At 47.7% G+C, this 21,759-nt stretch carries 27 protein-coding genes; 21 read left to right on the top strand and 6 right to left on the bottom strand.

Annotation, left to right across the window (positions count from 1 at the left end):
- Positions 1–191: 191 nt before the first annotated feature.
- The 13 genes from KQX66_RS11000 (at position 192) to sigF (ending at position 9,854) form a co-directional block, all read left to right on the top strand.
- Positions 192–737 carry a glutathione peroxidase gene (locus KQX66_RS11000; protein ID WP_216792493.1) on the top strand — a complete coding sequence of 182 codons (546 nt, stop codon included), beginning with the start codon at positions 192–194 and terminating at the stop codon, positions 735–737.
- A 148-nt stretch (positions 738–885) separates the two neighbouring features.
- Positions 886–1,254: a GntR family transcriptional regulator gene (locus KQX66_RS10995; RefSeq protein ID WP_216792492.1), complete on the top strand. Its 369-nt coding sequence runs from the start codon at positions 886–888 to the stop codon at positions 1,252–1,254.
- Positions 1,251–2,147, top strand: a complete 897-nt coding sequence (locus KQX66_RS10990; protein ID WP_216792491.1) for an ABC transporter ATP-binding protein — start codon at positions 1,251–1,253, stop codon at positions 2,145–2,147. The genes KQX66_RS10995 and KQX66_RS10990 overlap by 4 nt, the downstream gene beginning before the upstream one ends.
- Positions 2,144–2,830 carry a hypothetical protein gene (locus KQX66_RS10985; RefSeq protein WP_216792490.1) on the top strand — a complete coding sequence of 229 codons (687 nt, stop codon included), beginning with the start codon at positions 2,144–2,146 and terminating at the stop codon, positions 2,828–2,830. Before KQX66_RS10990 ends, KQX66_RS10985 begins: the two co-directional genes overlap by 4 nt.
- A 107-nt stretch (positions 2,831–2,937) precedes the next feature.
- Positions 2,938–3,270 carry a chaperone CsaA gene (gene csaA / locus KQX66_RS10980; protein WP_216792489.1) on the top strand — a complete coding sequence of 111 codons (333 nt, stop codon included), beginning with the start codon at positions 2,938–2,940 and terminating at the stop codon, positions 3,268–3,270.
- A 370-nt stretch (positions 3,271–3,640) separates the two neighbouring features.
- Positions 3,641–4,045 carry a flagellar protein gene (locus KQX66_RS10975; RefSeq protein WP_216792488.1) on the top strand — a complete coding sequence of 135 codons (405 nt, stop codon included), beginning with the start codon at positions 3,641–3,643 and terminating at the stop codon, positions 4,043–4,045.
- Between the two features lie 232 nt (positions 4,046–4,277).
- On the top strand, positions 4,278–4,655 hold the full coding sequence (locus tag KQX66_RS10970; RefSeq protein ID WP_216792487.1) for a cupredoxin domain-containing protein: 378 nt from the start codon (positions 4,278–4,280) through the stop codon (positions 4,653–4,655).
- 126 nt (positions 4,656–4,781) lie between these two features.
- The gene (locus KQX66_RS10965) at positions 4,782–6,113 is read left to right on the top strand and encodes a pyrimidine-nucleoside phosphorylase (RefSeq protein WP_216792486.1); all 1,332 of its coding nucleotides are present in this window, start codon (positions 4,782–4,784) and stop codon (positions 6,111–6,113) included.
- Positions 6,114–6,235: 122 nt separating this feature from the next.
- Positions 6,236–6,757, top strand: a complete 522-nt coding sequence (locus tag KQX66_RS10960) for a YhcN/YlaJ family sporulation lipoprotein (RefSeq protein WP_216792485.1) — start codon at positions 6,236–6,238, stop codon at positions 6,755–6,757.
- A gap of 154 nt (positions 6,758–6,911) precedes the next feature.
- A complete protein-coding gene (locus tag KQX66_RS10955; RefSeq protein ID WP_216792484.1) occupies positions 6,912–8,090 on the top strand; it encodes a D-alanyl-D-alanine carboxypeptidase family protein in 1,179 nt (392 codons plus the stop codon).
- 199 nt (positions 8,091–8,289) lie between these two features.
- On the top strand, positions 8,290–8,643 hold the full coding sequence (gene spoIIAA / locus KQX66_RS10950; RefSeq protein ID WP_216792483.1) for an anti-sigma F factor antagonist: 354 nt from the start codon (positions 8,290–8,292) through the stop codon (positions 8,641–8,643).
- Complete coding sequence (gene spoIIAB, locus KQX66_RS10945; RefSeq protein WP_216792482.1) at positions 8,640–9,086, top strand: anti-sigma F factor; 447 nt, start codon at positions 8,640–8,642, stop codon at positions 9,084–9,086. Before spoIIAA ends, spoIIAB begins: the two co-directional genes overlap by 4 nt.
- A 12-nt stretch (positions 9,087–9,098) precedes the next feature.
- Entirely contained in the window at positions 9,099–9,854 is a 756-nt protein-coding gene (gene sigF / locus KQX66_RS10940) for an RNA polymerase sporulation sigma factor SigF (RefSeq protein ID WP_025846479.1), read from the top strand.
- A gap of 129 nt (positions 9,855–9,983) precedes the next feature.
- On the opposite strand, the gene KQX66_RS10935 is transcribed toward sigF, so the two are convergent.
- The gene (locus tag KQX66_RS10935; RefSeq protein WP_010498984.1) at positions 9,984–10,199 is read right to left on the bottom strand and encodes a DUF378 domain-containing protein; all 216 of its coding nucleotides are present in this window, start codon (positions 10,197–10,199) and stop codon (positions 9,984–9,986) included.
- Between the two features lie 180 nt (positions 10,200–10,379).
- On the opposite strand from KQX66_RS10935, the gene KQX66_RS10930 reads away from it, so the two are divergent.
- From KQX66_RS10930 to KQX66_RS10895, 8 genes are all read left to right on the top strand, one after another.
- A complete protein-coding gene (locus KQX66_RS10930) occupies positions 10,380–11,021 on the top strand; it encodes a stage V sporulation protein AA (protein WP_216792481.1) in 642 nt (213 codons plus the stop codon).
- Entirely contained in the window at positions 11,018–11,443 is a 426-nt protein-coding gene (locus KQX66_RS10925; RefSeq protein ID WP_216792480.1) for a stage V sporulation protein AB, read from the top strand. The genes KQX66_RS10930 and KQX66_RS10925 overlap by 4 nt, the downstream gene beginning before the upstream one ends.
- Before the next feature lie 45 nt (positions 11,444–11,488).
- Entirely contained in the window at positions 11,489–13,309 is a 1,821-nt protein-coding gene (locus tag KQX66_RS10920; RefSeq protein WP_216792479.1) for a spore germination protein, read from the top strand.
- Between the two features lie 148 nt (positions 13,310–13,457).
- On the top strand, positions 13,458–14,795 hold the full coding sequence (lysA, locus tag KQX66_RS10915) for a diaminopimelate decarboxylase (RefSeq protein ID WP_216792478.1): 1,338 nt from the start codon (positions 13,458–13,460) through the stop codon (positions 14,793–14,795).
- Positions 14,796–14,972: 177 nt separating this feature from the next.
- Positions 14,973–15,185, top strand: coding sequence for a peptidylprolyl isomerase (locus tag KQX66_RS10910; protein ID WP_216792477.1), 213 nt, complete (start codon positions 14,973–14,975; stop codon positions 15,183–15,185).
- 66 nt (positions 15,186–15,251) lie between these two features.
- Entirely contained in the window at positions 15,252–15,689 is a 438-nt protein-coding gene (locus KQX66_RS10905; RefSeq protein ID WP_216792476.1) for a peptidylprolyl isomerase, read from the top strand.
- A 226-nt stretch (positions 15,690–15,915) separates the two neighbouring features.
- Positions 15,916–16,530, top strand: a complete 615-nt coding sequence (locus tag KQX66_RS10900) for a hypothetical protein (RefSeq protein ID WP_216792475.1) — start codon at positions 15,916–15,918, stop codon at positions 16,528–16,530.
- A 77-nt stretch (positions 16,531–16,607) separates the two neighbouring features.
- Positions 16,608–17,015, top strand: coding sequence for a recombinase zinc ribbon domain-containing protein (locus KQX66_RS10895; protein WP_216792474.1), 408 nt, complete (start codon positions 16,608–16,610; stop codon positions 17,013–17,015).
- Positions 17,016–17,260: 245 nt separating this feature from the next.
- Here KQX66_RS10895 and KQX66_RS10890 read toward each other — a convergent pair whose 3' ends face one another.
- From KQX66_RS10890 to KQX66_RS10870, 5 genes are all read right to left on the bottom strand, one after another.
- Positions 17,261–17,674, bottom strand: a complete 414-nt coding sequence (locus KQX66_RS10890; protein WP_216792473.1) for a hypothetical protein — start codon at positions 17,672–17,674, stop codon at positions 17,261–17,263.
- 16 nt (positions 17,675–17,690) lie between these two features.
- The gene (locus KQX66_RS10885; protein ID WP_216792472.1) at positions 17,691–18,461 is read right to left on the bottom strand and encodes a peptidoglycan recognition protein family protein; all 771 of its coding nucleotides are present in this window, start codon (positions 18,459–18,461) and stop codon (positions 17,691–17,693) included.
- Positions 18,462–18,466: 5 nt separating this feature from the next.
- Positions 18,467–19,507, bottom strand: a complete 1,041-nt coding sequence (locus KQX66_RS10880) for a hypothetical protein (RefSeq protein WP_216792471.1) — start codon at positions 19,505–19,507, stop codon at positions 18,467–18,469.
- A 66-nt stretch (positions 19,508–19,573) separates the two neighbouring features.
- Positions 19,574–19,990 carry a phage holin family protein gene (locus tag KQX66_RS10875; RefSeq protein WP_216792470.1) on the bottom strand — a complete coding sequence of 139 codons (417 nt, stop codon included), beginning with the start codon at positions 19,988–19,990 and terminating at the stop codon, positions 19,574–19,576.
- A gap of 60 nt (positions 19,991–20,050) precedes the next feature.
- Entirely contained in the window at positions 20,051–21,727 is a 1,677-nt protein-coding gene (locus tag KQX66_RS10870; protein ID WP_216792469.1) for a DNRLRE domain-containing protein, read from the bottom strand.
- Positions 21,728–21,759: the final 32 nt, after the last annotated feature.

Genomic DNA, 21,759 nt, shown 5'->3' with positions numbered 1-21,759 from the left:
GAAGGTTTAGAAGAAATCCTCTAGCTTACCTTCGGGAGCTTGAAAACAAACATAGTATGCTGGTTATTCCGCTGTAGTTTTTTTTTTCTAAAAAAAGGCACATAAAAAGCTTGACAGCGGGAGGTACGGTATGATAAATTTTAAACAATTAAATTGTGTACAATTAATCAAACAACAATGGAGGAGTTATCATGTCTATCTATTCATTCCAAGCGAACAATATTCGAGGCCAAGAAACGAGTCTGGAGCAATACGAGGGCAAGGTGGTGCTGATCGTCAATACGGCCAGCAAGTGCGGCTTTACCTCGCAGTATGCCGATCTGCAAAAGCTGTACGAAAAATACCGTGACCAAGGGCTGGTCATTCTGGGCTTCCCTTGCAATCAATTCGGTGAGCAGGAGCCGGGGAGCAGTGAAGACGTCCATACGTTCTGCCAGTTGAACTACGGGGTCTCGTTTCCGTTATTTGAGAAAGTGGACGTCCGCGGCTCGGAGAAACATCCGCTTTTTGCATATGTGACGGCGCAAGCCCCGTTCGAGGGATTCGATCTCAGTCAGTCTGCCGGCAAAATGCTGAGTGCTTTTCTGCAGGAGAAGCAGCCTGAGCTGCTGCCCGGCGACGACATTAAATGGAACTTCACCAAGTTTCTCGTCAACCGGGAAGGTAAGGTCGTTAAGCGGTTTGAATCCACAGTCGACCCGCTCGATCTCGAACCGGCAGTCGAAGCTTTACTATAACGGTACAACGGATAAACCAAATCCCTGAGAGCCTTCACTTCTAGGCTTTCGGGGATTTTTCTATTTTTTGCTAGAGGGCGATTGACAAAGAAGTTACTTGGATATATAGTTAGTTACATGAGTAATTAACCAGTTTGGTGGTGAGCAAATGACCCTAATAGACGACAGCCGTCCGATTTTTGTTCAGATCGCCGAACGGATTGAGAATGACATCATCGAAGGCGGCATGCCTGAAGAATCGCAGGTTCCTTCGACGAATCAATTCGCGGCATTTTATCAGATCAACCCGGCGACGGCGGCAAAGGGAGTCAATCTGTTGGTGGACCAAGGTATATTGTACAAGAAGCGGGGGATAGGCATGTTTGTAGCGGCCGGCGCGCGCGCACAATTGATGGAGAAGCGGAGAGAGCAGTTTTTTGAGCAATATGTGGTGACGATGATCCGCGAAGCCGAGAAGCTCGGCATTACATCGGATCAGTTGATGGATATGATTCGGAGAGGGGATGGAGGCAAATGAATCCGATCGTCGAAGTGACTCGGCTGACAAAGACATACGGCAACGTAACGGCGGTAGACGGCATCAGTTTTTCCATAGAGCCGAACAAAATTTACGGGCTTCTCGGGAGAAACGGGGCTGGCAAGACAACGGTTATGCATATGATCACCGCTCAAATTTTTCCTACCAGTGGAGACATTGAAGTATTCGGTGAAAACCCGTACGAGAACAAAAGCGTACTGAGCAAAATGTGCTTTATCAAGGAAAGCCAAAAGTACCCGGACAACTTCCATGTCATCGATGTGTTGGAGGTAGCGGAATCGTTGTTTCCCCAGTGGGACCGCGAGTACGCCTACGAGCTGATCGAGACGTTCGGGCTTCCGCTGAAAAGGAAAATGAAGAAGCTGTCCCGGGGCATGCTGTCGGCCGCAGGAATCGTTGTCGGTCTTGCCAGCCGAGCGCCGCTTACGATATTCGACGAGCCGTATTTGGGCCTCGATGCGGTGGCCAGAGGGTTATTCTACGAAAAGCTGCTTGAGGATTACTCGGCCCATCCGAGAACCGTCATTTTATCGACGCACTTGATCGATGAAGTCAGCCGGCTTCTGGAGCATGTGATTATGATCGATGGCGGCAAGCTGATTTTGAACGAGGATACGGAGGCGCTTCGTGGGCGGGCGTTTGCCGTCATAGGAACGGCCCGTACCGTGGAAAAATTCATTCGAGCCCGGGAAATCATCCATCAGGAAGCGTTCGGTGGACTGATTTCGGCAACGGTGATGGATGAGCTGAGCGAGAAAGAGCGGAAGGAAGGGGAAGCGCTCGGGCTCGAATTCTCCCCCGTTTCCTTACAGCAGTTAGTCGTCCATTTAACGAAGCATACATCGGACAGAAAGGCGGGAAGTGCTCTATGAACCGCATTGCGAGCGTAGCAAAAATGCATTTGAGAGATAAGCTCTCCTGGTTATACATGCCTTGGATCATTCTCTTAGTCAATCTCATTATACATCTTATCATCCAGTTTTCGATCGGTGGGAAAGGCGAAATGTATACCGGAGGCATTACTTCCCTTTACGTATATTCGCTTGTTATCGGGATGGTCGCTCTGCCTCAAACGTTCGTTTTTGCACTTGGCCTGGGAGTCCGGAGGAAAGATTATTTTGCAGGAACGGCCACAAACTTCGCTTTGATCAGTCTGGGTACGGCCATCCTGCTATTGCTGCTCTCTCTGCTTGAAGGCTGGAGCAGCGGCTGGGGAGTGGGACTACACTTTTTCCGTATGCCTTATTGGGGTGAAGGTACGGCGATCGGGCTAGTAACGAGAAACTTCGTGCTATTGCTGCATCTGTACTTTTTTGGATTTGCTATTTCGAGCGTCCAGCGGCGCTATGGCTGGTTCGGTATGATCGTGTTTTCGGGTGTTGTCTCTGCAGTTATCAGTGTCCTTGTCATTTCTTTAAGTTATTACCAATTGTGGGACAGCTTGTATCAATGGATAGTGGGCATAACCGTATCCGAATGGGCAGGCTGGCTGTTTGCACTAATGGTTGTCTATGCGCTTGCGTCCTATACCATGCTTCGCAAGGCGGCTGTGTGACGAGACCGCAAGGTAAAATATCGTTATAACGAAACGGTTCGTTGCTTTGCCCCTCTGTGCTGGGCTATCATGGTTACTAAAAATGAATAACCTCGGGAGTGAGCGGAATGGAAGCAACGATCGACGATTTTCATAAGCTGGACCTGCGGATCGGAACGGTGATGGCCGCCGAGCCTTTCCCGGAAGCGCGGGTTCCGGCCATCAAGCTGCAGATCGATTTCGGAGAGCTCGGGATCAAGCGCTCCAGCGCGCAGATTACAAAGCGGTATGTACCGGACGATCTTATCGGCAGACAGGTTGTAGCGGTTGTTAATTTTCCGCCCAGACGTATTGCCGGATACGTTTCCGAGGTGCTGGTGCTCGGAGGGGTGCCGGAGCAGGGGGATGTCATTTTGCTCGCGCCCGACCAGACGGCTCCGAACGGGACGCCGATCGCATAGCTATGGAAAAAGTACTCCACCTTCCTCGGAAGCGGGAGTACTTTTTTTGTCGGCTCGTTATTTCGATTTCTTCGCGCCTTTGTCGCTGGTACGGGTCGTCGTGTTCTGATTCCCGTGGCCTTGCTGCTTGTCGGACATGTACGGCACCTCCTGTTCCTGCTTCCCGAAGGAATGGGTCCATTATAGTATGACAATTCGGAAGGGGGTTATTCAGACATATGACTTTAGGGGCAGTTCCAAAAAAATTGAGATGTCCCTCTGTTCGGGCCAAAGCAACTGTGCTACAATTGGGCATATAGGACTACTTTGATAATTCATTAGAACCATACTCTAGCGATGCGGAAGTAGGAAAAAGAGGGGCGTGCCCGCCATGACGATGCTTAAAGTAGCCAACTGCCCGAACTGTGGAAAAGTATTTCAAAAAAATTTGCGCAATCTGTGTCAAGATTGTATCGATAAGGTTCACGACGATTTCGACCGCTGCGAAAGCTATTTGCGCGGCAGCCGGAGGGCAAGTACCGAAGAGCTAAGCACGGCTACGGGGGTCTCCGTTAAACGAATCGCCGAATTCATCGTATCGAACCGGCTGCCGGTCGCCTATTATCCTGGATTAACTTATCCCTGCAATAGCTGCGGTTCGCCGATCAGACAGCATCACTTATGCAATGCGTGCCGGATTCGGATCATGAACGATATCCATAAGATGAACCAGCAGGAAGCGAAGCGGAAAGAGCGGGGCATCGGCTTTCAAATTCGCGATCGGCTCAGCCGTTAAATCCATTTGTAAATACTCTGCCGTATGGCGGAGTTTTTTTGCGGGCAGAGGAAGTCCGCGTATTTTGGTTTAAAGGTTATCTCATGCTAAACGTGAATTCCGTATCGAGCCGTTCCAAATTTGTTCACAAATTTTTCACGGGAATGGCATGAAAGGGCATGTGTAAAGTCGCCCGTATTTTGTACAATAAGACTATACGTCTTTACGGCCAAACAGTAAGGGGGGATTATCTATGCAAAAGTGGGCTATGTTTTCACTGTTCATCATCGCCTGTCTCCTCGGCGCGGGCGTTTTGTTCCAGAACATTTCTGCTCGTCAAGCGGAAATGGCAAAAGAGGAATCGGCAGGTCCTTCGATCAAGTTCGTAGCGACGAACTATCAGTTCGATAAGCCGGAATACACGGCGAAAGCCGGCGAGAAAACAACCGTTTCCCTGATGAACAAGGAAGGGCTTCATGCGCTTGAAATCATTGGCACCAGCGTTAAGCTGGACAACAACACCAAGTCGATGGAAGTGACCTTCGACAAACCGGGTACGTATGAAGTGCACTGCGTTCTGCCTTGCGGTCCGGGGCACGCGGATATGAAAACGAAGATCGTCGTATCCTAACGGGAATATATCATTTAACCATGAGCCAAGGAAGTCTCGGGAGCTGTCTCCCCGGGGCTTTCTTTTCTTTTTGCGGCGAAGGGAATATAATACGGGGGAGACTACGTGACAGGGGAGTTGGCCCGGATGAGAACGGTCGATATCATACATAGCAAACGGGACGGCAAGGAGCTGTCCTCCGAAGAAATCGCTTTTTTAATCGAAGGCTATACGAAAGGGGAAATTCCGGATTACCAGATGTCCGCTTGGGCAATGGCGGTATATTTCAACGGCATGTCCGCGCGGGAAACGGCCGATTTAACACTGGCGATGGCGCGTTCGGGAGATCAGGTCGATCTAAGCTCCATTCCCGGCATCAAGGTCGATAAGCACAGCACAGGCGGTGTGGGGGATACGACGACGCTCATCGTAGGGCCGTTGGTGGCGGCAGCCGGGATTCCTGTGGCGAAAATGTCTGGTCGGGGCCTCGGCCATACGGGCGGGACGATCGATAAGCTGGAAGCGATTCCGGGTTTTGCCGTCGAGCGGACAACGGAGCAATTTTTGGCGCAGGTGCGGGAGATCGGGCTTGCGGTAGTCGGTCAAACCGGCAATCTGACGCCGGCGGACAAGAAGCTGTACGGCTTGCGGGACGTGACGGCCACGGTAGAATCGATTCCCTTGATTGCCAGCTCGATCATGAGCAAAAAAATCGCTTCCGGTGCGGACGCCATCGTCCTCGATGTCAAGACCGGACGCGGCGCGTTTATGAAATCGTTGGACGATTCCATCAAGCTGGCTCAAGCGATGGTCGATATCGGAACGGAGGTCGGGCGGGAGACGGTTGCGGTGATTACGAACATGGATGAGCCGCTCGGTCCTTCGATCGGCAACTCGCTTGAGGTGCTGGAGGCGATCGATACGCTCAGCGGCCGGGGGCCGGCCGAGCTGACGGAGATTTGTCTCGAACTGGCGGCGCACATGGTGCGCCTTGGAGGCAAAGCGGACGGCGAAGCCGAAGCGAAGGAGCTCGTCACCCGCTTGCTTGACAACGGCGAGGCGCTCGCGAAGCTGAAGCAGTTCATTGCCGCGCAGGGAGGCGACGCCCATATTGCGGAAGATCCCGCACGGCTTCCCCAAGCCGCCCGTCGTGTGGACGTTCCGGCGCCGGAAGAAGGCTATGTAGCTGCGATCGATGCGGAAGCGCTGGGGATTACCGCCATGCTGCTTGGCGCGGGCCGCGCGACCAAAGAAGACAAGATCGATCTGGCCGTGGGCATCAAGCTGTTCAAGCGTGTCGGCGATCCGGTGAAGAAGGGCGAGCCGCTTGCCGAGCTGTACATCAACCGCGAGGATTCGGCAGAAACGGCGGAAATGATGCGGCGGACGGCTGCCGCTTTCACGATCGCTTCGGCGCCTGCCGAAAAGTTGAAGTTGATTTATGCCGTTATCACGAAGGACGGCATCCGCAAGTTATAATTAGCTGGTGATCCATACATGAAAGCCCGGGATTTTCGTCCCGGGCTTCTTTGCGTGCATGCCAAACGATGGGAGTAAGCATACTAAGACGGACAATCACCAAGAGGGAGGCTGAAACTACGATGAATCACGTTAAAGTATGGGGCCGCGCCTCAATCGTGCTTGGCTGCGTCGCCGTCCTGGCTGCCGGCTGCACGAACAGGCAGCAGGCGCGTATGCAGCAGCAAGCTGCCCAACCCCAGCAGCAGACCCAGACGAATTACACACACCAGGGAACGAATCCGGGGGCTCAACCGTATCAAACGACCGCCAGAAAAATCGATATCGCGGACGTAGCATCTAGCAAAATCGTCTCCGAGGTGCCGGAAGTCCAGACGGCGAATGTGCTTGTAACCGACCGTACGGCTTATGTGGCGTCCGTCATGAAACCGAACCAGACTCTGACGCAGGATGTTGAAAATCGTATCGCCGGGAAAGTCCGGGCGACGGATGCGAACGTACAGCGCGTCTACGTATCTGTCAATCCGGATTTTGTCGGGCGTGTCAATACGTATATAGCGGATGTGCGAGCGGGACGTCCGGTCGGCGGATTCGTGCAAGGGTTTGCGGATTTGGTGCGCCGCGTGTTCCCGACCGCGCATTAGAGCCGCACCCTCCAGTGCGCATGTTAATGCCGGCCCGGAATCGGTCTACTTTCCGGCTGTTTGTTTTCCTGTTTTGGAATATTTTGTTCCAGATTCGTCAACACTGAATACCAGTACCTACAATCGAGCTCCGACAGGAGGGGAGAATAGGGTTATGCTCAGGAAAGTGATCAAGTGGTCGATTTGCATCCAGCTTCTGCTGCTGGTTACGCTGCCGTCCGCGATGGCGGAGGAGGCGAAAAGGGCGCAGCCGGTTGAGCTGGCTCCGAATGCCGTATCTTCCGTTATCGTCGATGCGGATTCCGGCACGGTCATTCACGAGAAAAACAAAGACGCGAGGCTTCCCCCGGCCAGCATCACGAAAATTATGACGATGCTGCTTATTATGGAAGCGCTGGACCAAGGCAAAATCAAGCTGGACGAGAAGGTGCGGACAAGCGAATACGCCGCTTCCATGGGCGGATCGCAGATTTTTCTGGAAGTCGGCGAGGAAATGACGGTACGCGATATGCTGAAAGGCATCGCCATGGCCTCAGGCAATGACGCATCAGTAGCGATGGCAGAGAAAATTGCCGGTACGGAACAAGCGTTCGTCCGGATGATGAACGAGCGTGCCGCGCAGCTGGGGATGAAAAATACCCATTTTGCCAATCCGAACGGACTGCCTGCCGAAAATCATTACTCTTCCGCCTACGATATTGCGCTGATGTCCAAAGAATTGCTTAAGCACGAAGAGATTACCCAGTATACCGGCTTGTACCAAGATTATTTGCGCAAGGAAACGCCCAAGCCGTTTTGGCTCGTGAATACGAACAAGCTGGTGCGCTTTTATACGGGGGCGGACGGCTTAAAAACCGGTTATACGAGTGAAGCGAAATTTTGTCTGTCGGCAACGGCGAAGCGCGACAATCTGCGCGTCATTTCCGTAGTCATGGGTGAACCGGATACGAAAACGCGCAATGCGGAAGTCACGCGGATGTTCGATTATGCGTTCTCGCAATATACGAATCTTCCGATCTACAAGACCGGAGATTCGCTCGGTGAATTAAGAATCGGCAAAGGCGAGGTGCCGGTTGTCCCGTTGACGGCCACGCATCCGTACAGCCTGCTGCTCAAAAAAGGGGAAGCGGCCGACGGAATCCGCCACGAAGTGCAGCTGCGGACGGATTTGAAAGCGCCGGTTGCGGCCGGGGATTCGATCGGGAAAATCGTCGTGTACAAAGGCGATCAGGTATTGACCGAATTCGCGCTGGAAGCGCCCGTGAATGTGAAAAAAGCCGGCTGGTGGACCTTGACGAAACGAACGGCGAAGCGGATGTTTTTCTTGGATTGACGAATAGCCGCGGCCTGACATACACAGCATGATCCCCGCAGATACAGCCTACGCCGCCGCGGGGATTTTGCGCTATTCCGCTGCGCTTTCTGTCGCTTTTGTTCTAGTTATAGCGCATTTCTTCTAGTTTTGTCGGGGGGCAGGAAAAGGATTCCTTCACGTAGAAATGAGTGTGCATGAACGGGAAGGAGTGAGCAGCTTGAGTCTGCAAATCGAACTCGAACATTACCGCCAAACGCTGATCGTCAGGCTTCAGGGAGAGCTGGACCATCATACGGCAGACACGGTCAAAACGCGGATGGAAGAGGCGGTCATGCGTGGAAACGTCAACCACATTATTATGAGCTTCAAAGAGCTGACCTTCATGGACAGCTCCGGCCTCGGCGTCATTCTGGGCCGCTACAAGCAGATTACGGCGCGCGGCGGCAAAATGGTCGTCTGCGACCTGAATCCCGCCGTGTACCGGCTTCTTGAAATGTCCGGGCTATTCAAAATTTTATCGATTCAGGACAACGAAACAAAAGCGCTGCAAAGTCTGGAGGTCGCCCTATGAGTGAACGAAACTTTATGACGCTGAAGTTTGCGAGCCGCTCCGAGAACGAATCGTTCGCCCGTGTCACCGTCGCCGCTTTCGTATCGCAGCTGGATCCGACGCTGGATGAGCTGACGGATATCAAGACGGTCGTGTCCGAAGCGGTAACGAACTCCATCATTCACGGCTACGACAACCGCCCCGACGGGATTGTAACGATTTCGGCCGAGCTCGAAGGGGACACGGTTTTTATTACCGTGACGGACGAAGGATCGGGGATCGAGGATCTGGATCTGGCCAAGCAGCCGCTTTATACGTCGAAGCCGGAGCTGGAACGCTCTGGCATGGGCTTCACGATTATGGAAAATTTCATGGATGCGATCGAAGTGACGACAGCCTTAGGCACAGGCACCACGATTAGAATGAAGAAGCGAATCGAATCGAAAAAAGCTCTTTTCAATTAGGGGTCTGATCTCATGGATGTAGATTTGAAGCACGCCTCACACAGCTATTTGGACGATAGCGAAGTCAAACGATTGATCGCGCTCAGCCAGTCCGGTGATACGGTGGCCAGAGATACGCTGGTGCAATGCAACATCCGTCTGGTCTGGTCGGTGGTGCAGCGGTTTCTCAACCGGGGCTACGAGGCCGAGGACTTGTTTCAGATCGGCTGCATCGGACTGCTCAAGTCGGTGGATAAGTTTGACTTGTCGTATGATGTGAAGTTTTCAACGTATGCGGTCCCGATGATCATCGGGGAGATCCAGCGTTTTCTGCGCGACGACGGAACGCTGAAGGTCAGCCGTTCGCTCAAGGAGCTGGCCAACAAAATCCGCAAGACGAAGGACGAGCTTTCGAAACGGAACGGCCGGCTGCCGACGATCAAGGAAGTGGCGGAGGAGCTTCAAATCACGCCGGAGGAGGTCGTCTTCGCCCAAGAAGCGAACAAACCTTTGTCCTCGATCCATGAAACCGTTTTTGAAAACGATGGCGACCCGATCACTTTGATGGACCAGATCGCGGACGAGGGCGGAGACAAGTGGTTCGACAAGCTGGCGCTTAATGAGGCGATCGGCGCGCTGAACGAACGGGAACGCTTGATCGTATACCTTCGTTACTTCCGGGATCAGACGCAGTCCGAGGTAGCCAGCAGGCTTGGTATTTCCCAGGTACAGGTCTCGCGGCTCGAGAAAAAAATATTACAATCGATCAAGGATCAAATTGCCCAATAACGATCCTGCCTAAATAAGCTCTCCGAGGTTCCTTTTCCAGGAATCGACGGGGAGCTGTTTTTTTATTGCCGCCTAAAAAGAGAACGAGCAAACGTTCTCGCCCTCTTGCGATTCTTAAGGAGCTTGCCGTTACCGGGCCCGGGCTCTGTCGTCGTCGCGGAACAGCAAGGCGATGCAGTACAACCCCGCCAAACCGACCAATGTATAAATAATTCGGCTTAAGCCCGAAGATACCCGATGGGCGTCGCCTCCGAACAAGGCGGCAACCAAGTCCCATTGAAACAATCCGACCAACAGCCAGTTTAAAGCCCCGATGATTACGAGCGTTAAAGCCGTTCTTCTCATATGCTCGACACCTTCCTCTAAGAAAGTTTGGGTGATCTTTGATCTTGCCTTTACTGTTTGTTACGCCGCTTTCCTTTATGCTTCGGCTCCCAGTGAAATTTTTGCCAAGGCCCGGGATGTTTACCGCCATGCGTAATTATTCATACTACCGTTAAATGCATGGTAAGGGAGGATTCGGAGATGAACCGTGCTTCCGCTCCGTCCCTGTACATCCGATTGCGCAAACGGATGCGGGCCAGCCGCGGCGATCCGATTCGGCTCGGGCATATTGCCGTCTTTTTGACGGAGCCCGAGTATGAGGCCGAGCTGCTTGAGCTGGAATTGTACCGCCCCGAGGAGCATGACGGCAGCTTGCTGCTTATCGATATGATGCGGGTCGTACGCAAAATCAAAGAGCGGTTTCCGGCCATGACCATCGAGCATTTTGGCGAACCGCACACGCTGGTTGAAATTTCGGGAAAAACGCGCCCTCCCAGCATGTTTCTCATCGTTCTGGTGTGGCTGCTGCTTTTTATCGGATCGGGTCTGGCCATTATGAACTTTCACGCCGACGTCAGCATGGCCGAAGTCCACCGGAGCATCTATAAGCTGCTTACCGGCAAACAGACTGAACGTCCGCTGCTGCTGCAAATTCCGTATTCGTTTGGCATCGGCATCGGGATGATCGTCTTTTTCAATCACCTGTTCAAGAAAAAGTTCAACGAGGAGCCGAGCCCGTTGGAGGTGGAAATGTTCATGTACCAGGAAAACGTCAACCAGTATGTCATCGCCGAGGAATACGCCAAAATCAATCGCTCGCCGGACCGGGAGCCGCCGCCTTGACCGGACTGCTGAGCGGGTTTCTGCTTGCCTTTATCGGGTTGGCCGGCGGCCTTGCGGTAGGCAGCGGCATGGTTGCTTTTCTGGTGGTGCTGGACATCATCCCGAGGCTGGCGCAAATCAGCAGATCGTACCGGTCGATCCGTTTATACGAAGGCGCCGTCGTCCTTGGTGCGGTTTTTTTTACGGTGACGGATCTCTTTCAATGGAAGTTCCGGCTGTTTCCGTTGTCCGCCGCGGTCCTCGGCCTGTTCGCCGGCTGCTTTGTCGGAATGCTTGCGGCAGCACTGACTGAGGTCATCAACGTGCTGCCGATTTTGGCCAAAAGAATCCGGATGGAAGAGTATATGATCTGGCTGCTGATGGCGATGATTTTCGGGAAAGTGCTCGGCTCACTGATCGACTGGCTCGGGCTGGTGCAGTAATGCCCGAACCTGCGCCGCAACAAAATTCACTGGGAGGTGAAGGGCGTGAACAAGCAAATCAAACGTGCGAAATTAATAGGCGGAAAATCAAAAAAGCTCCGCAGCTTCCAGCCGCCGGAGGAAGACAAGCTGATCGTTGACCGGGAAGGCAATATTATCGGCAGCCTGTCGGCGGACGAACCGGAGGAGCGACCCGCGAAGGATGGAAGGGAGCGCGATACCGAATCAGGCGATTCTGAAAAGGGAATGTCACGCAAGATGCGTCAGGAGACGCAATTGACGGCGGAAGAGCGGGAGCTTAAGGAAAGCACGGAAATTTCCGAGGATTTCGACCGTCTGAAGCGGCAGTTGGAAGAGCAAGTAGGCTTGAACAAAAGCTTCGACGTTATCTTTCGCGAAATGGTGTTCGGCGGGCAAAAAACGGGGATCTTCTACTATAACGGATTCATTAAAGACAATGTGCTGACCGAAATTCTGGAACGGCTTTCTTATGCCGATCAGGTGCATAGAGAAACAGAGCACAGAAAACCGGTGGAGGAGCACCGGAAACCGTACCGGAACTGGAGAACGGACCGCGCGGAAGAGCCGCCGGAGCGTCAGGAGGAGGGTGAGCGCCGCAGTATCATCGGCTTGTTCGAAGAGGCGCTGATTCCTCACGTGCAGGTGAAACGGGCCTGCAAGCTGAAGGAAGCGATCGATAATGTGGCGATGGGTGGAACGGCCTTTTTCTTCGAGGGCGAACGCGAAGCCGTTCTGGTTGACGCCAAGAGCTTTCCGGCCCGTACGACCGAAGAGCCTGAGCTGGAACGGGTCGTACGAGGCTCTCGCGACGGTTTTATCGAGACGCTGCTTACCAATGTTACGTTGGTACGTCGCAGAGTACGGGACCCGCGGCTGAAGCTGGAAATTACGCAGGTCGGCAAACGAACGCAGACCGACGTTTGCATAGGTTATATTCAAGATATTTGCGACATGAAGCTGGTGGAATCGATCCGCGATAAAATCAAAGAAGTGAAAGTGGACGGGGTCCCGCTCGCCGAGAAACAGCTGGAAGAAGCGATTGTTGGCAATAGCTGGAATCCGTATCCGTCGGTCCGATATTCGGAACGTCCCGATGTGGTGGCGGCTCATCTGCTGGAAGGCCATGTCATCGTGTTTGTCGATACGTCCCCCTCGGTTATGATTTTGCCGACGACGTTTTTCCACCATGTGCAGCATGCGGAAGAATACCGTCAGACGCCGATTGTGGGCACCTATCTCCGATGGGTGCGGTTTATCGGCATCGCCGCGTCGATCTTTCTGCTGCCGCTTTGGCTTCTTATCGTGACTTCGCCGGAGCTTAAGCCGGCGGGGCTCGAGTTTCTGGGGCCGCAGAAGCCGGGAAAAATCCCGATCCTCGGCCAGTTTCTTATTGCGGAGCTCGGTATCGATTTGATGCGGATGGCCGCCGTACATACGCCTTCGCCGCTTGCGATCGCGATGGGCTTGGTGGCGGCAATATTGGTAGGAGAAGTAGCCGTCAAGGCGGGATTGTTTTCAAACGAAATCATTCTGTACTTGTCGGTTGCCGCGGTTGGTACGTTTGCCACCCCCAGCTACGAGCTCAGCTTGGCGAACCGTATTTCCCGACTCGTCCTGCTCGTGGTTTCAGCGGTTTTCAAAGTGCCGGGGTTTGTCATCGGCTCTACCTTTCTGCTGCTCATGCTGGGGCTGCAGCGCTCGTACAATACCCCGTATTTGTGGCCGTTTATCCCGTTCAATATGAATGCGATGAGGAGTATTTTGGTTAGAGCGCCGTTTCTGTCCATGAAAAGGCGCCTAAGTCTGACAAGGCCGAAAGACAGAACCCGGCAGCCGCAGCGCTAACCGTTTCAGAACACAGTATCAAAAGCAATTTCGCTCCTTGCACCCCTTCGAAGCCGCTTCGGAGGGGTGTTTTGCATATTGTGTTTTGGCGCTTGTCTGTGGTACTTTAAAAGTAATGTCTTTTCATGGGGAGAAGGAGTCGAACAAGATGTATCTACACGGCACCAGCAAGATTAACGACAGGGGACATCTGGAAATCGGCGGCTGCGATACAGTCGAATTAGCCGGGCGCTACGGAACACCGCTGTATGTTATGGACGAACAATTGATCCGCCAGCGCTGCCGCGAATTTGTGCAAGCTTTTCGCGCTACGGGCCTCCGGTTTCAGGTAGCATATGCCAGCAAAGCGTTCTGCGTTATGGCTATGTGTCGTATTGTGGAGGAGGAAGGCATGTCGCTGGACGTCGTATCGGACGGCGAATTGTATACCGCACTGGAAGCCGGTTTTCCGGCCGAGCGGATTCATTTTCACGGCAACAACAAAACGCCGCAGGAGCTTGAGATGGCGGTTAGCGCCAAGATCGGCTGCTTCGTCGTCGATAACTTCGTCGAGCTTCACATGCTGAATGCCATTGCGGGAGAGAAACGGCAAAAAGTAAATGTTCTGCTGCGTATCACCCCAGGGGTGGATGCTCATACGCATGAATATATATCCACAGGCCAGACCGATTCGAAGTTCGGCTTCGATTTGGCCAACGGCGCGGCCGAGCAGGCGGTCAAGGAAGCGTCGGAGCTGCCGAATATCGAGCTGCTCGGCGTTCATTCGCACATCGGCTCGCAAATTTTCGAGGTCGGCGGCTTCCGGCTTGCGGTCGATAAAGTAGCCGATTTCGCAGTCCATATCCGGGAACAGCTAGGTCTGACGTTCCCGGTTATCAATCTGGGCGGGGGCTTCGGCATCCGTTATGTCGATGGCGATTCGCCGCTGCCTGTCGCCGAGTACGTAAATTCGATCGCCGAAGCGATCCAGACGAAATTCGGCCAAAACGGCTATCCGCTGCCCGAGATCTGGACCGAGCCGGGCCGCAGCATCGTCGGAGACGCAGGCACGACGCTGTACACGATCGGCACGTACAAGGATATTCCCGGCGTGCGCAAATACGTGGCCGTCGATGGCGGGATGACCGACAATCCGCGTCCGGCGCTGTACGAAGCGCAGTATGAGGCCATGCTCGCAAACCGGGCTACCGAAGTGGACGAAGAGGTCGTATCGATCGCGGGCAAGTGCTGCGAGAGCGGCGACATGCTCATTTGGGACGTCAACCTGCCGCAAGCGCGTACGGGCGATTTGCTTGCCGTAGCCTGCACCGGTGCGTATAACTACGCGATGTCGAGCAACTATAACCGGATTCGCCGGCCGGCCGTCGTTTTCGTGAAGGACGGCGAGGCCGATATCGTAGTAAAACGCGAATCGTTTGAGCATTTGCTCGGCAACGATGTCGTGCCCGAACGGATGCGGCAGCAAGTGACGGCCAAAACGTTATAATCAAGCGAGAGAGAACGTCCGGTCCCTGTGGCCGGCGTTTTTTTATCGTTGCGTGAGCGATAACGGCGATACTGATTTGTGCGGAACCGCTTTTCATAGTAAAATAGGAAGGGTTGTCCGGGGGCATTGCAGAAGGGTGCACCCGGCAGAACAAGCAACTAAAGGAGTGTTCGTCCTATGGCAAAACAGGCGATTATTAAAATGACTGACGGCAACGAAATCGTGCTCGATTTGTTCGAGAAAGATGCGCCGAATACGGTAGCAAACTTCGAAAAGCTTGCAAACGAAGGCTTCTATAACGGAGTCGTATTTCACCGCGTCATTCCGGGCTTCGTAGCGCAAGGCGGCTGCCCGCACGGCACTCCAATAGAGAGTAAAATGCACCTATAATTTGCTTGTATTTGCCTAGTTATGATACACTCTTTTCAAAACAATAATCTACAAGGAGCAACAGTCATGGCTAAAAAAGGAAGCATTGAATTAGAAAAAGGCGGAAAAATATTAATTGACTTTTTTCCAGAAGAAGCACCGAATACGGTAGCAAATTTCGAAAAGCTTGCAAACGAAGGCTTCTACAACGGACTGACATTTCACCGCGTCATTCCGGGCTTCGTAGCCCAAGGAGGTTGTCCAAAAGGAAACGGTATGGGTGGACCCGGCTATACCATTAAATGTGAAACTGAAACAAATACAAGCAAGCATGAACGCGGAACGCTTGCGATGGCGCATGCTGGGAAAGATACAGGAGGAAGTCAGTTCTACATCTGCTATGAACCACAACCACACTTGAACAAGAAACATACCGTTTTCGGTAAGGTAACTGAAGGTATGGATCTTCTTGATCAAGTAAGACAAGGTGACAAAATGAAAGAAGTTAAAGTTTGGGAAGAATAATCATGACTTAGAGGCCACTGTGCCTCTTTTTTATTTTCAGAAAGCGAAAGAACATTAAGTTACGGTAGTGAGCAGAGATATTATTAAATCTCATTTTTCTAGTGTTGGCAATTATCCCATTATGGTATAATATGGCGAAAAACTACCTTATCTATGACTTTAAAATTACACAGCATTTTCAGAGCGTTCGAAACATACTATAGCCTTATTAAGGAGGAGTTATTGATTGGAAATAGCTGTTATACTTCTATTGGTAATCATTCTTGTGTTAACCACAATATTAGCAAGGAAGAAAAAAGAAAAGATTGATTTACATGAACTAAAGATACAAGAGCAAAAAAAGATCCAAAGAGAAGGTCCTATAATGTTATCTCCTCTTCAGCATATTGTTGGAATTCCTAACGTAAAAGAAGGAGAAGAGGTTTCGATTAATGTTTATGATGATAAGATAACTATAAACGACATTCAGACTATTCCTTTTAACAGAGTAGTAAAAACGCTCATCACCGAGGATTCAAAGTTAGAAATTATAGAGAAACAAAAATCTGTGATTAAAAGAGCAGTTGTTGGGGGATTAATTTTAGGTCCTGCTGCTGCTATCGTGGGTGGTTTATCTGGCTTAGGTACAGAGAGAATAGAAAGTCGTAAAACGGTATACTTTTTAACTTTAAATTATGTTAATAAGCAAGGCGAAAATACACAAGCAATTTTCACACTAATTAATGATGATTTTGAATATTTAAATAAAGCGGACATGTTAGCAGAAAGAGTTAATAAGGTAACTGGCTATAAGGAGGAGAAAGAAAAAGAAGAGGTGATAAAAGTTCCATATGAAATTTAAAAAAATATTCATTAAGTAGGCTAATTTTCTTTTTGTTGGCATAAGATAAAATATTATGTCACAAGGAGATCTAAATGATGAATATAGCCATAAATGAAAGGTTTAGTAAATTAACATTTGCAGTAAAATCTATTTTTATTCAGGAGAGTTACATGTATCAGTTCACATCAAAAATCACATGTTTGCATTGCGGTGGTAAGTACCGGGGGAAAAAAATGAGAGACAAGCTTGCTTATTCTTGTTCTACATATGAGAAGAAAGGTAAGGAATCATGTTCCAACAATTTTAAAATTAAAGAGGAAGATCTAGTACATATGGTGACCACACATCTTCAAATACGAAATGTGAGAGTAGAGGGTTCATTGGGAGAACATGTAACCAAGATCGAAGTAAAGGATGAAGGGTATAAAATTTATTATCTCGATGGAACACATAGTGTAGTAAATGATAACTCACATCAATATGGAGTTAAGTTCAAATATTAGCCTCCCTCAAGAAAAATTAAAAGGGGGCAACCAAGATTTTTTCGAAGATTCGGTGGGGAGGGGGCTAAACCCTTGATACTATAGGGTTTGTGCCTTTTTAGTGGGGGCAACACAAAGATCAATTTTTAGATTAAAAAAAGTGCATTTTATTAGATGATTTATAGCTTAAAAATCTTGAAAATCGAAAAAAATACCCCTGCAATCCAATAAAGGAGACAGGGGTATAAACGGATGAAATGGTCATTTCATTGTAATTTTCTCAGTGCTTCACGAATCCCAAATTCGATAATTTGCTTTACTTCGGGAGTCGGTTCAATATTATTTTCTTTCAGCAATTTCTCAACGGTTGCTTTAATTTGCTCTTCGACTTGTTTTTCGTCTGTTGTCTTCAGAACATTGCTTGTATACTTCGTTGCAATCTCGCACACCTCAAGAATTTTCATGTACTGAGATTTCACTTTATCATCAACCTTTAGAATGCCTCCAATAAGCTGCATGACATGAAGATAGTTATTAAAAGCATCAAGGTTATCGACGAGATCCTGAGTTTTTTCTTTATTTGTTTTTCGATATTTCAACGTCAACAAGCCAAGACCAAGAAGTAAAGCAGCGATTACAATTGAAAGAATAGTATCTTTATTTTCAATAAAAAATTGCATATTTTATTCCTCCTTATTATTGTTTTTTATGTCTACGATCATCAATGAGAATCTTCAGTAGCAACAAATCTTTGTACGTCATAGTGTGATCACGCACTTGCTGTACCCATTTCCAATCTTCAATAATGCCTTCGTTGTAAGCATCACCCATGTACTTATCCAGCTCTGTCCATGCCCAATCATCATAATCCAACACTTTGTTCATTTCGTCATCGTCTCCTTTACATTCTTCATATTCCTTTACTACATCTGCAATATACTGTTCAAAAGTAATTCCAAGTGACAGATTCAGCCCATTCTTTGGATCAATCTTTCTTTTTGGGTCAAGTATGTGATGTCCTGTAACATCTTTCGCAGGATTAAGACCATACTTGTAGCAAACATAAGCAGTCAGCCATACAAACCGCTTATACGCCTCTTCGGCATCGATTTTACCTCCATAACAGTATTCAATTCCTATCGAATAATCGTTCGCGTCACAGCCATACAATTGATTATCAATTGGAGTGTCATAAACGACATGCCATGCTTTTTCAGGCGTCATATCATTAATCATTCCAGTTGGGATACATTCATACACTTCTTTGTCATCTACAAACAAATGCGCCGAAGCAAAGTCATCATTATGAGAACGTTCGTAGTAATTCACATTATTTATTGCTGTGGAAGATGGATTTCCAGTGTCGTGAGCAACAATAAACCTTACCCCATTCATAGGTATACCTGATCTTCGTTTTGTCTTAGTTGTTAAATATTTTGATTTAATTTCGTATTTAATTTTAAACATTGCTCTCACCCTGCTTTTTTGGTTATTTCATCACTTAAGCTACCATTCAGATACTCCATTTTAAATGTTAAAACATCTTCGAAGCCGACATCTTCATCGTGACCATATTTTTTATGAAATAATTCATGAAGTTTTTTAGTCATTGGAACCCCTTGTATATTTTCATGTGCCTTAACAAATTCTGTGGAAATAATTAAAAGTTCTTCATCATTGTAATCAGATATTTTTTCTTTTAATGGGATATTTAGTTGTTTTAATACTCTATCGCGAATAACATTAAATGGTGTAGCATGATGAATTTCTAACGTACCATCATTTACACCAGATATAAAACAGACGAAATTGTTTAATTCTAGTACAGCAAGTTTCCAGTTGTATAATTTCTTCCTTAAAAATTCGGATAGTTCCGTAACCCCACCTTTCCACCCATGATTATTGCTTCCACTAATTCTATCTCTGCTGCATAATTTACAGCCTAGTTTTCCAGAGGTTAATGAATTAAATGTAGTCTGTTGAATTTCGAGAGGATGTTTAAAACAAATGAAATTCATTTTAGTATGATTATTTGTGTAGAAATTATCAAGTAATTTATAATTTAGTTTTATGAAGTAATTTTCAACATATTTATAGTTGTTTTTTCTATTGTTTGCAAACTTCTCTCTACTACAATATTTACAACCACGTCCTTTCGAAATTTTTATATAGGTTGTCTTTAATATTTTGTCTTTATGAACTGGACATCTAAACTTTATTGGTTGATGTGCGCCAAAATATTCCTCATCTATAACTTCATACCCATACTTTTCAAACTGTTCTTTCACAAAAGAAAAAGAGAGCGTTTGATTTCTCGCTCTCTTTTCTATGCTACAGTACTTACATCTGACGCCTCTTCGTAAATGCTTCATCGAAATTTGCATTTTTTTTGATGGGTGTTTTTTACAAACATATTTCATTTTTGTTGTAGTATTAATGTATTTGTCTTCCAATAATATATAATCACATTTGTTGAATTCATTAAGGACTTCTTCATATGTCAGTTTAAGCATGGAACAAACCCTCTTTGCGCTCACTCCAATTCGTACTGTCATTTCCCTTCCACTTGACCTCAAAAGTCATCTATCTCCGCCTTCTTTCTTTTCATTTTTCAATGTTGAAATTAAATCCTTGATTTTATCAGGAATTTGGATGCCCATACGTCCACCGTTTTCGGTTATGCTTACAAATTCAATTAAACAGAATGCACCTGAAATACCATCTGTTACTACTCCATTGGATTTTAGAACTGCCGTTTCAATCAGATAAACAGAGCCGATTAATAAAATAACATATACCTTCTTGATTATTCCTTTTGCACCTTTTCTGCTTTGCAATCCTTCGTTGAAAGCACCTGCTAATAGTCCAGTAATAAAATCAATTGCCATGAGTCCAAGTAATACGGTAAAGACTAAACCTAAACCACCAACTAACATAGAAACAAATCCTGAGACCACACCTACTATTGTCTTAACTAATAAATCAATTCTCTCCAAACACTTCACCTACTTAATTTAAAATAAAAAAGAGAGCATCAAATGACACTCTCCTGTACATTAAAGAATATAAACATATCCACCTAAAACATTATCTCCGCCAATATGCAAAGAACATCGTAAATCACTAATCCACTTTACTCGAATCGTAACCTTGCCTCGAATGTCGTTTGTCTGATAAGCAGGAATACGAACATTTGCCCTAATGAATTCGGAGTTTATGTAAACTGATGATGGAATCATAGAAGCGCCAACTATTTCGACAGACCCAAGAATATCCTTCCTATGTGGAATTACTACAACACTTGAGATATCAGAATTCACATTCTGTCGAATTAAAACACTACTTGGCATATAGGAACTGTGAACAATTTGAACATTACCTTTGATTTCAGGTTGAGAGATGCCAACGTTGGCTTTTATGTCTCGATATTCGCCACGATTGATTGTGACTGAGGCAGTAACTTCATTTGTTCCCTTTTGCCTGATCTGTAACGATGCATATACAGTATCACGTGAGATTGAAATCTTAGCAGGAATATCATGTTTATCATATCCCCTTATCACGACATTCCCATTAACTTGACTTCTGTATGGAATCGTGACTCGCCCAATTCGATCAGGGGCGTTAATAGAAATGCTTGATCTTAAATTGCTAAAGAATTTTTGACGAATCGTTACATTTCCTGAGATAGTACTTTCGCCTGACTGCCTAATGGTAACATTGGACACTAAATCTGGCTTACTAATCACAACGTTGGATTCCATAAACATCGGATTCAGAATATGCACCTTTGCAGGAATTATTGATGCCTCATCAAATGACTTAATTCTAACTGATGCCTTCAAGTCTGACTTACCTACAGCATAAATAAATACTTTTGAAAGTACTTCAGATCTCCCAAAACTATAGATAGTTTTATCTCTGTAGGTTATCTCAAGATAAGGTTTATCAATTGGATTCTCTCTCGTATTGAATTGAACGTATTCATTCACAGTTTCATTGACTGCCTTAATTTCCAATCCATTGTTTGATACTGAACCATCATGCCAGTTTTTTGTTTCATTGGTAATATCAAAAGATATCTTTCCATCTTTTACATTTTGAATGTCCAATAAATCTGAAATATTAGGCTGATTATTCCATGTGACTCCTATCTCATTCCATTCGGCTTGAAGTGTAAAGATGCCTAATTGTTGGCTTGTCTTTTTTATCTCGGATGAGAATAAGTTTACACTTGCTTTGTCAATGATAATATCTTTTGGCAATGATGAAATATCAAATTGGATCAGCGCTCTGTATGATTCATTAAAAGGAGAATTGTAACCTACAGCCATGGATTGCTCAGTACCATAGTTGAGTGTAGGAATCCCTTCGCGAACGAAAGCATCTTGAACAGGAAATAATTTTATTGTCTTTTTGGGTGGTGGCGTAATGTCCACAACACCAGTCATTCTATTTTTTGCATTTATTTTAATGTTACTTCTTATTTCATTCCTATGCAGAATTGAAACATTGGCTTTCTTTTGACTCCCGAATGTAGGAGGAAACATAGGATTGATGATAACGTTATCACTATAAATACTAACTGATGAAGGTAAATCATTCGGCTTCTTAATATTTACAGATGACGAGATTTCATCATTGCCAACAGCAATAACCTTAACTTTACCGCTCATTTTGTTATGAGGGAGAATAGTTATCCTCCCTTTAACATCGATAAAAACATCTGACAAAATCACCACTTCCTATTCCATTGTATTGGAAC

Source organism: Paenibacillus oleatilyticus (assembly GCF_018998565.1).
Lineage (GTDB): Bacteria > Bacillota > Bacilli > Paenibacillales > NBRC-103111 > Paenibacillus_G > Paenibacillus_G oleatilyticus.
This window is presented reverse-complemented; position numbering and strand designations above follow the sequence as displayed.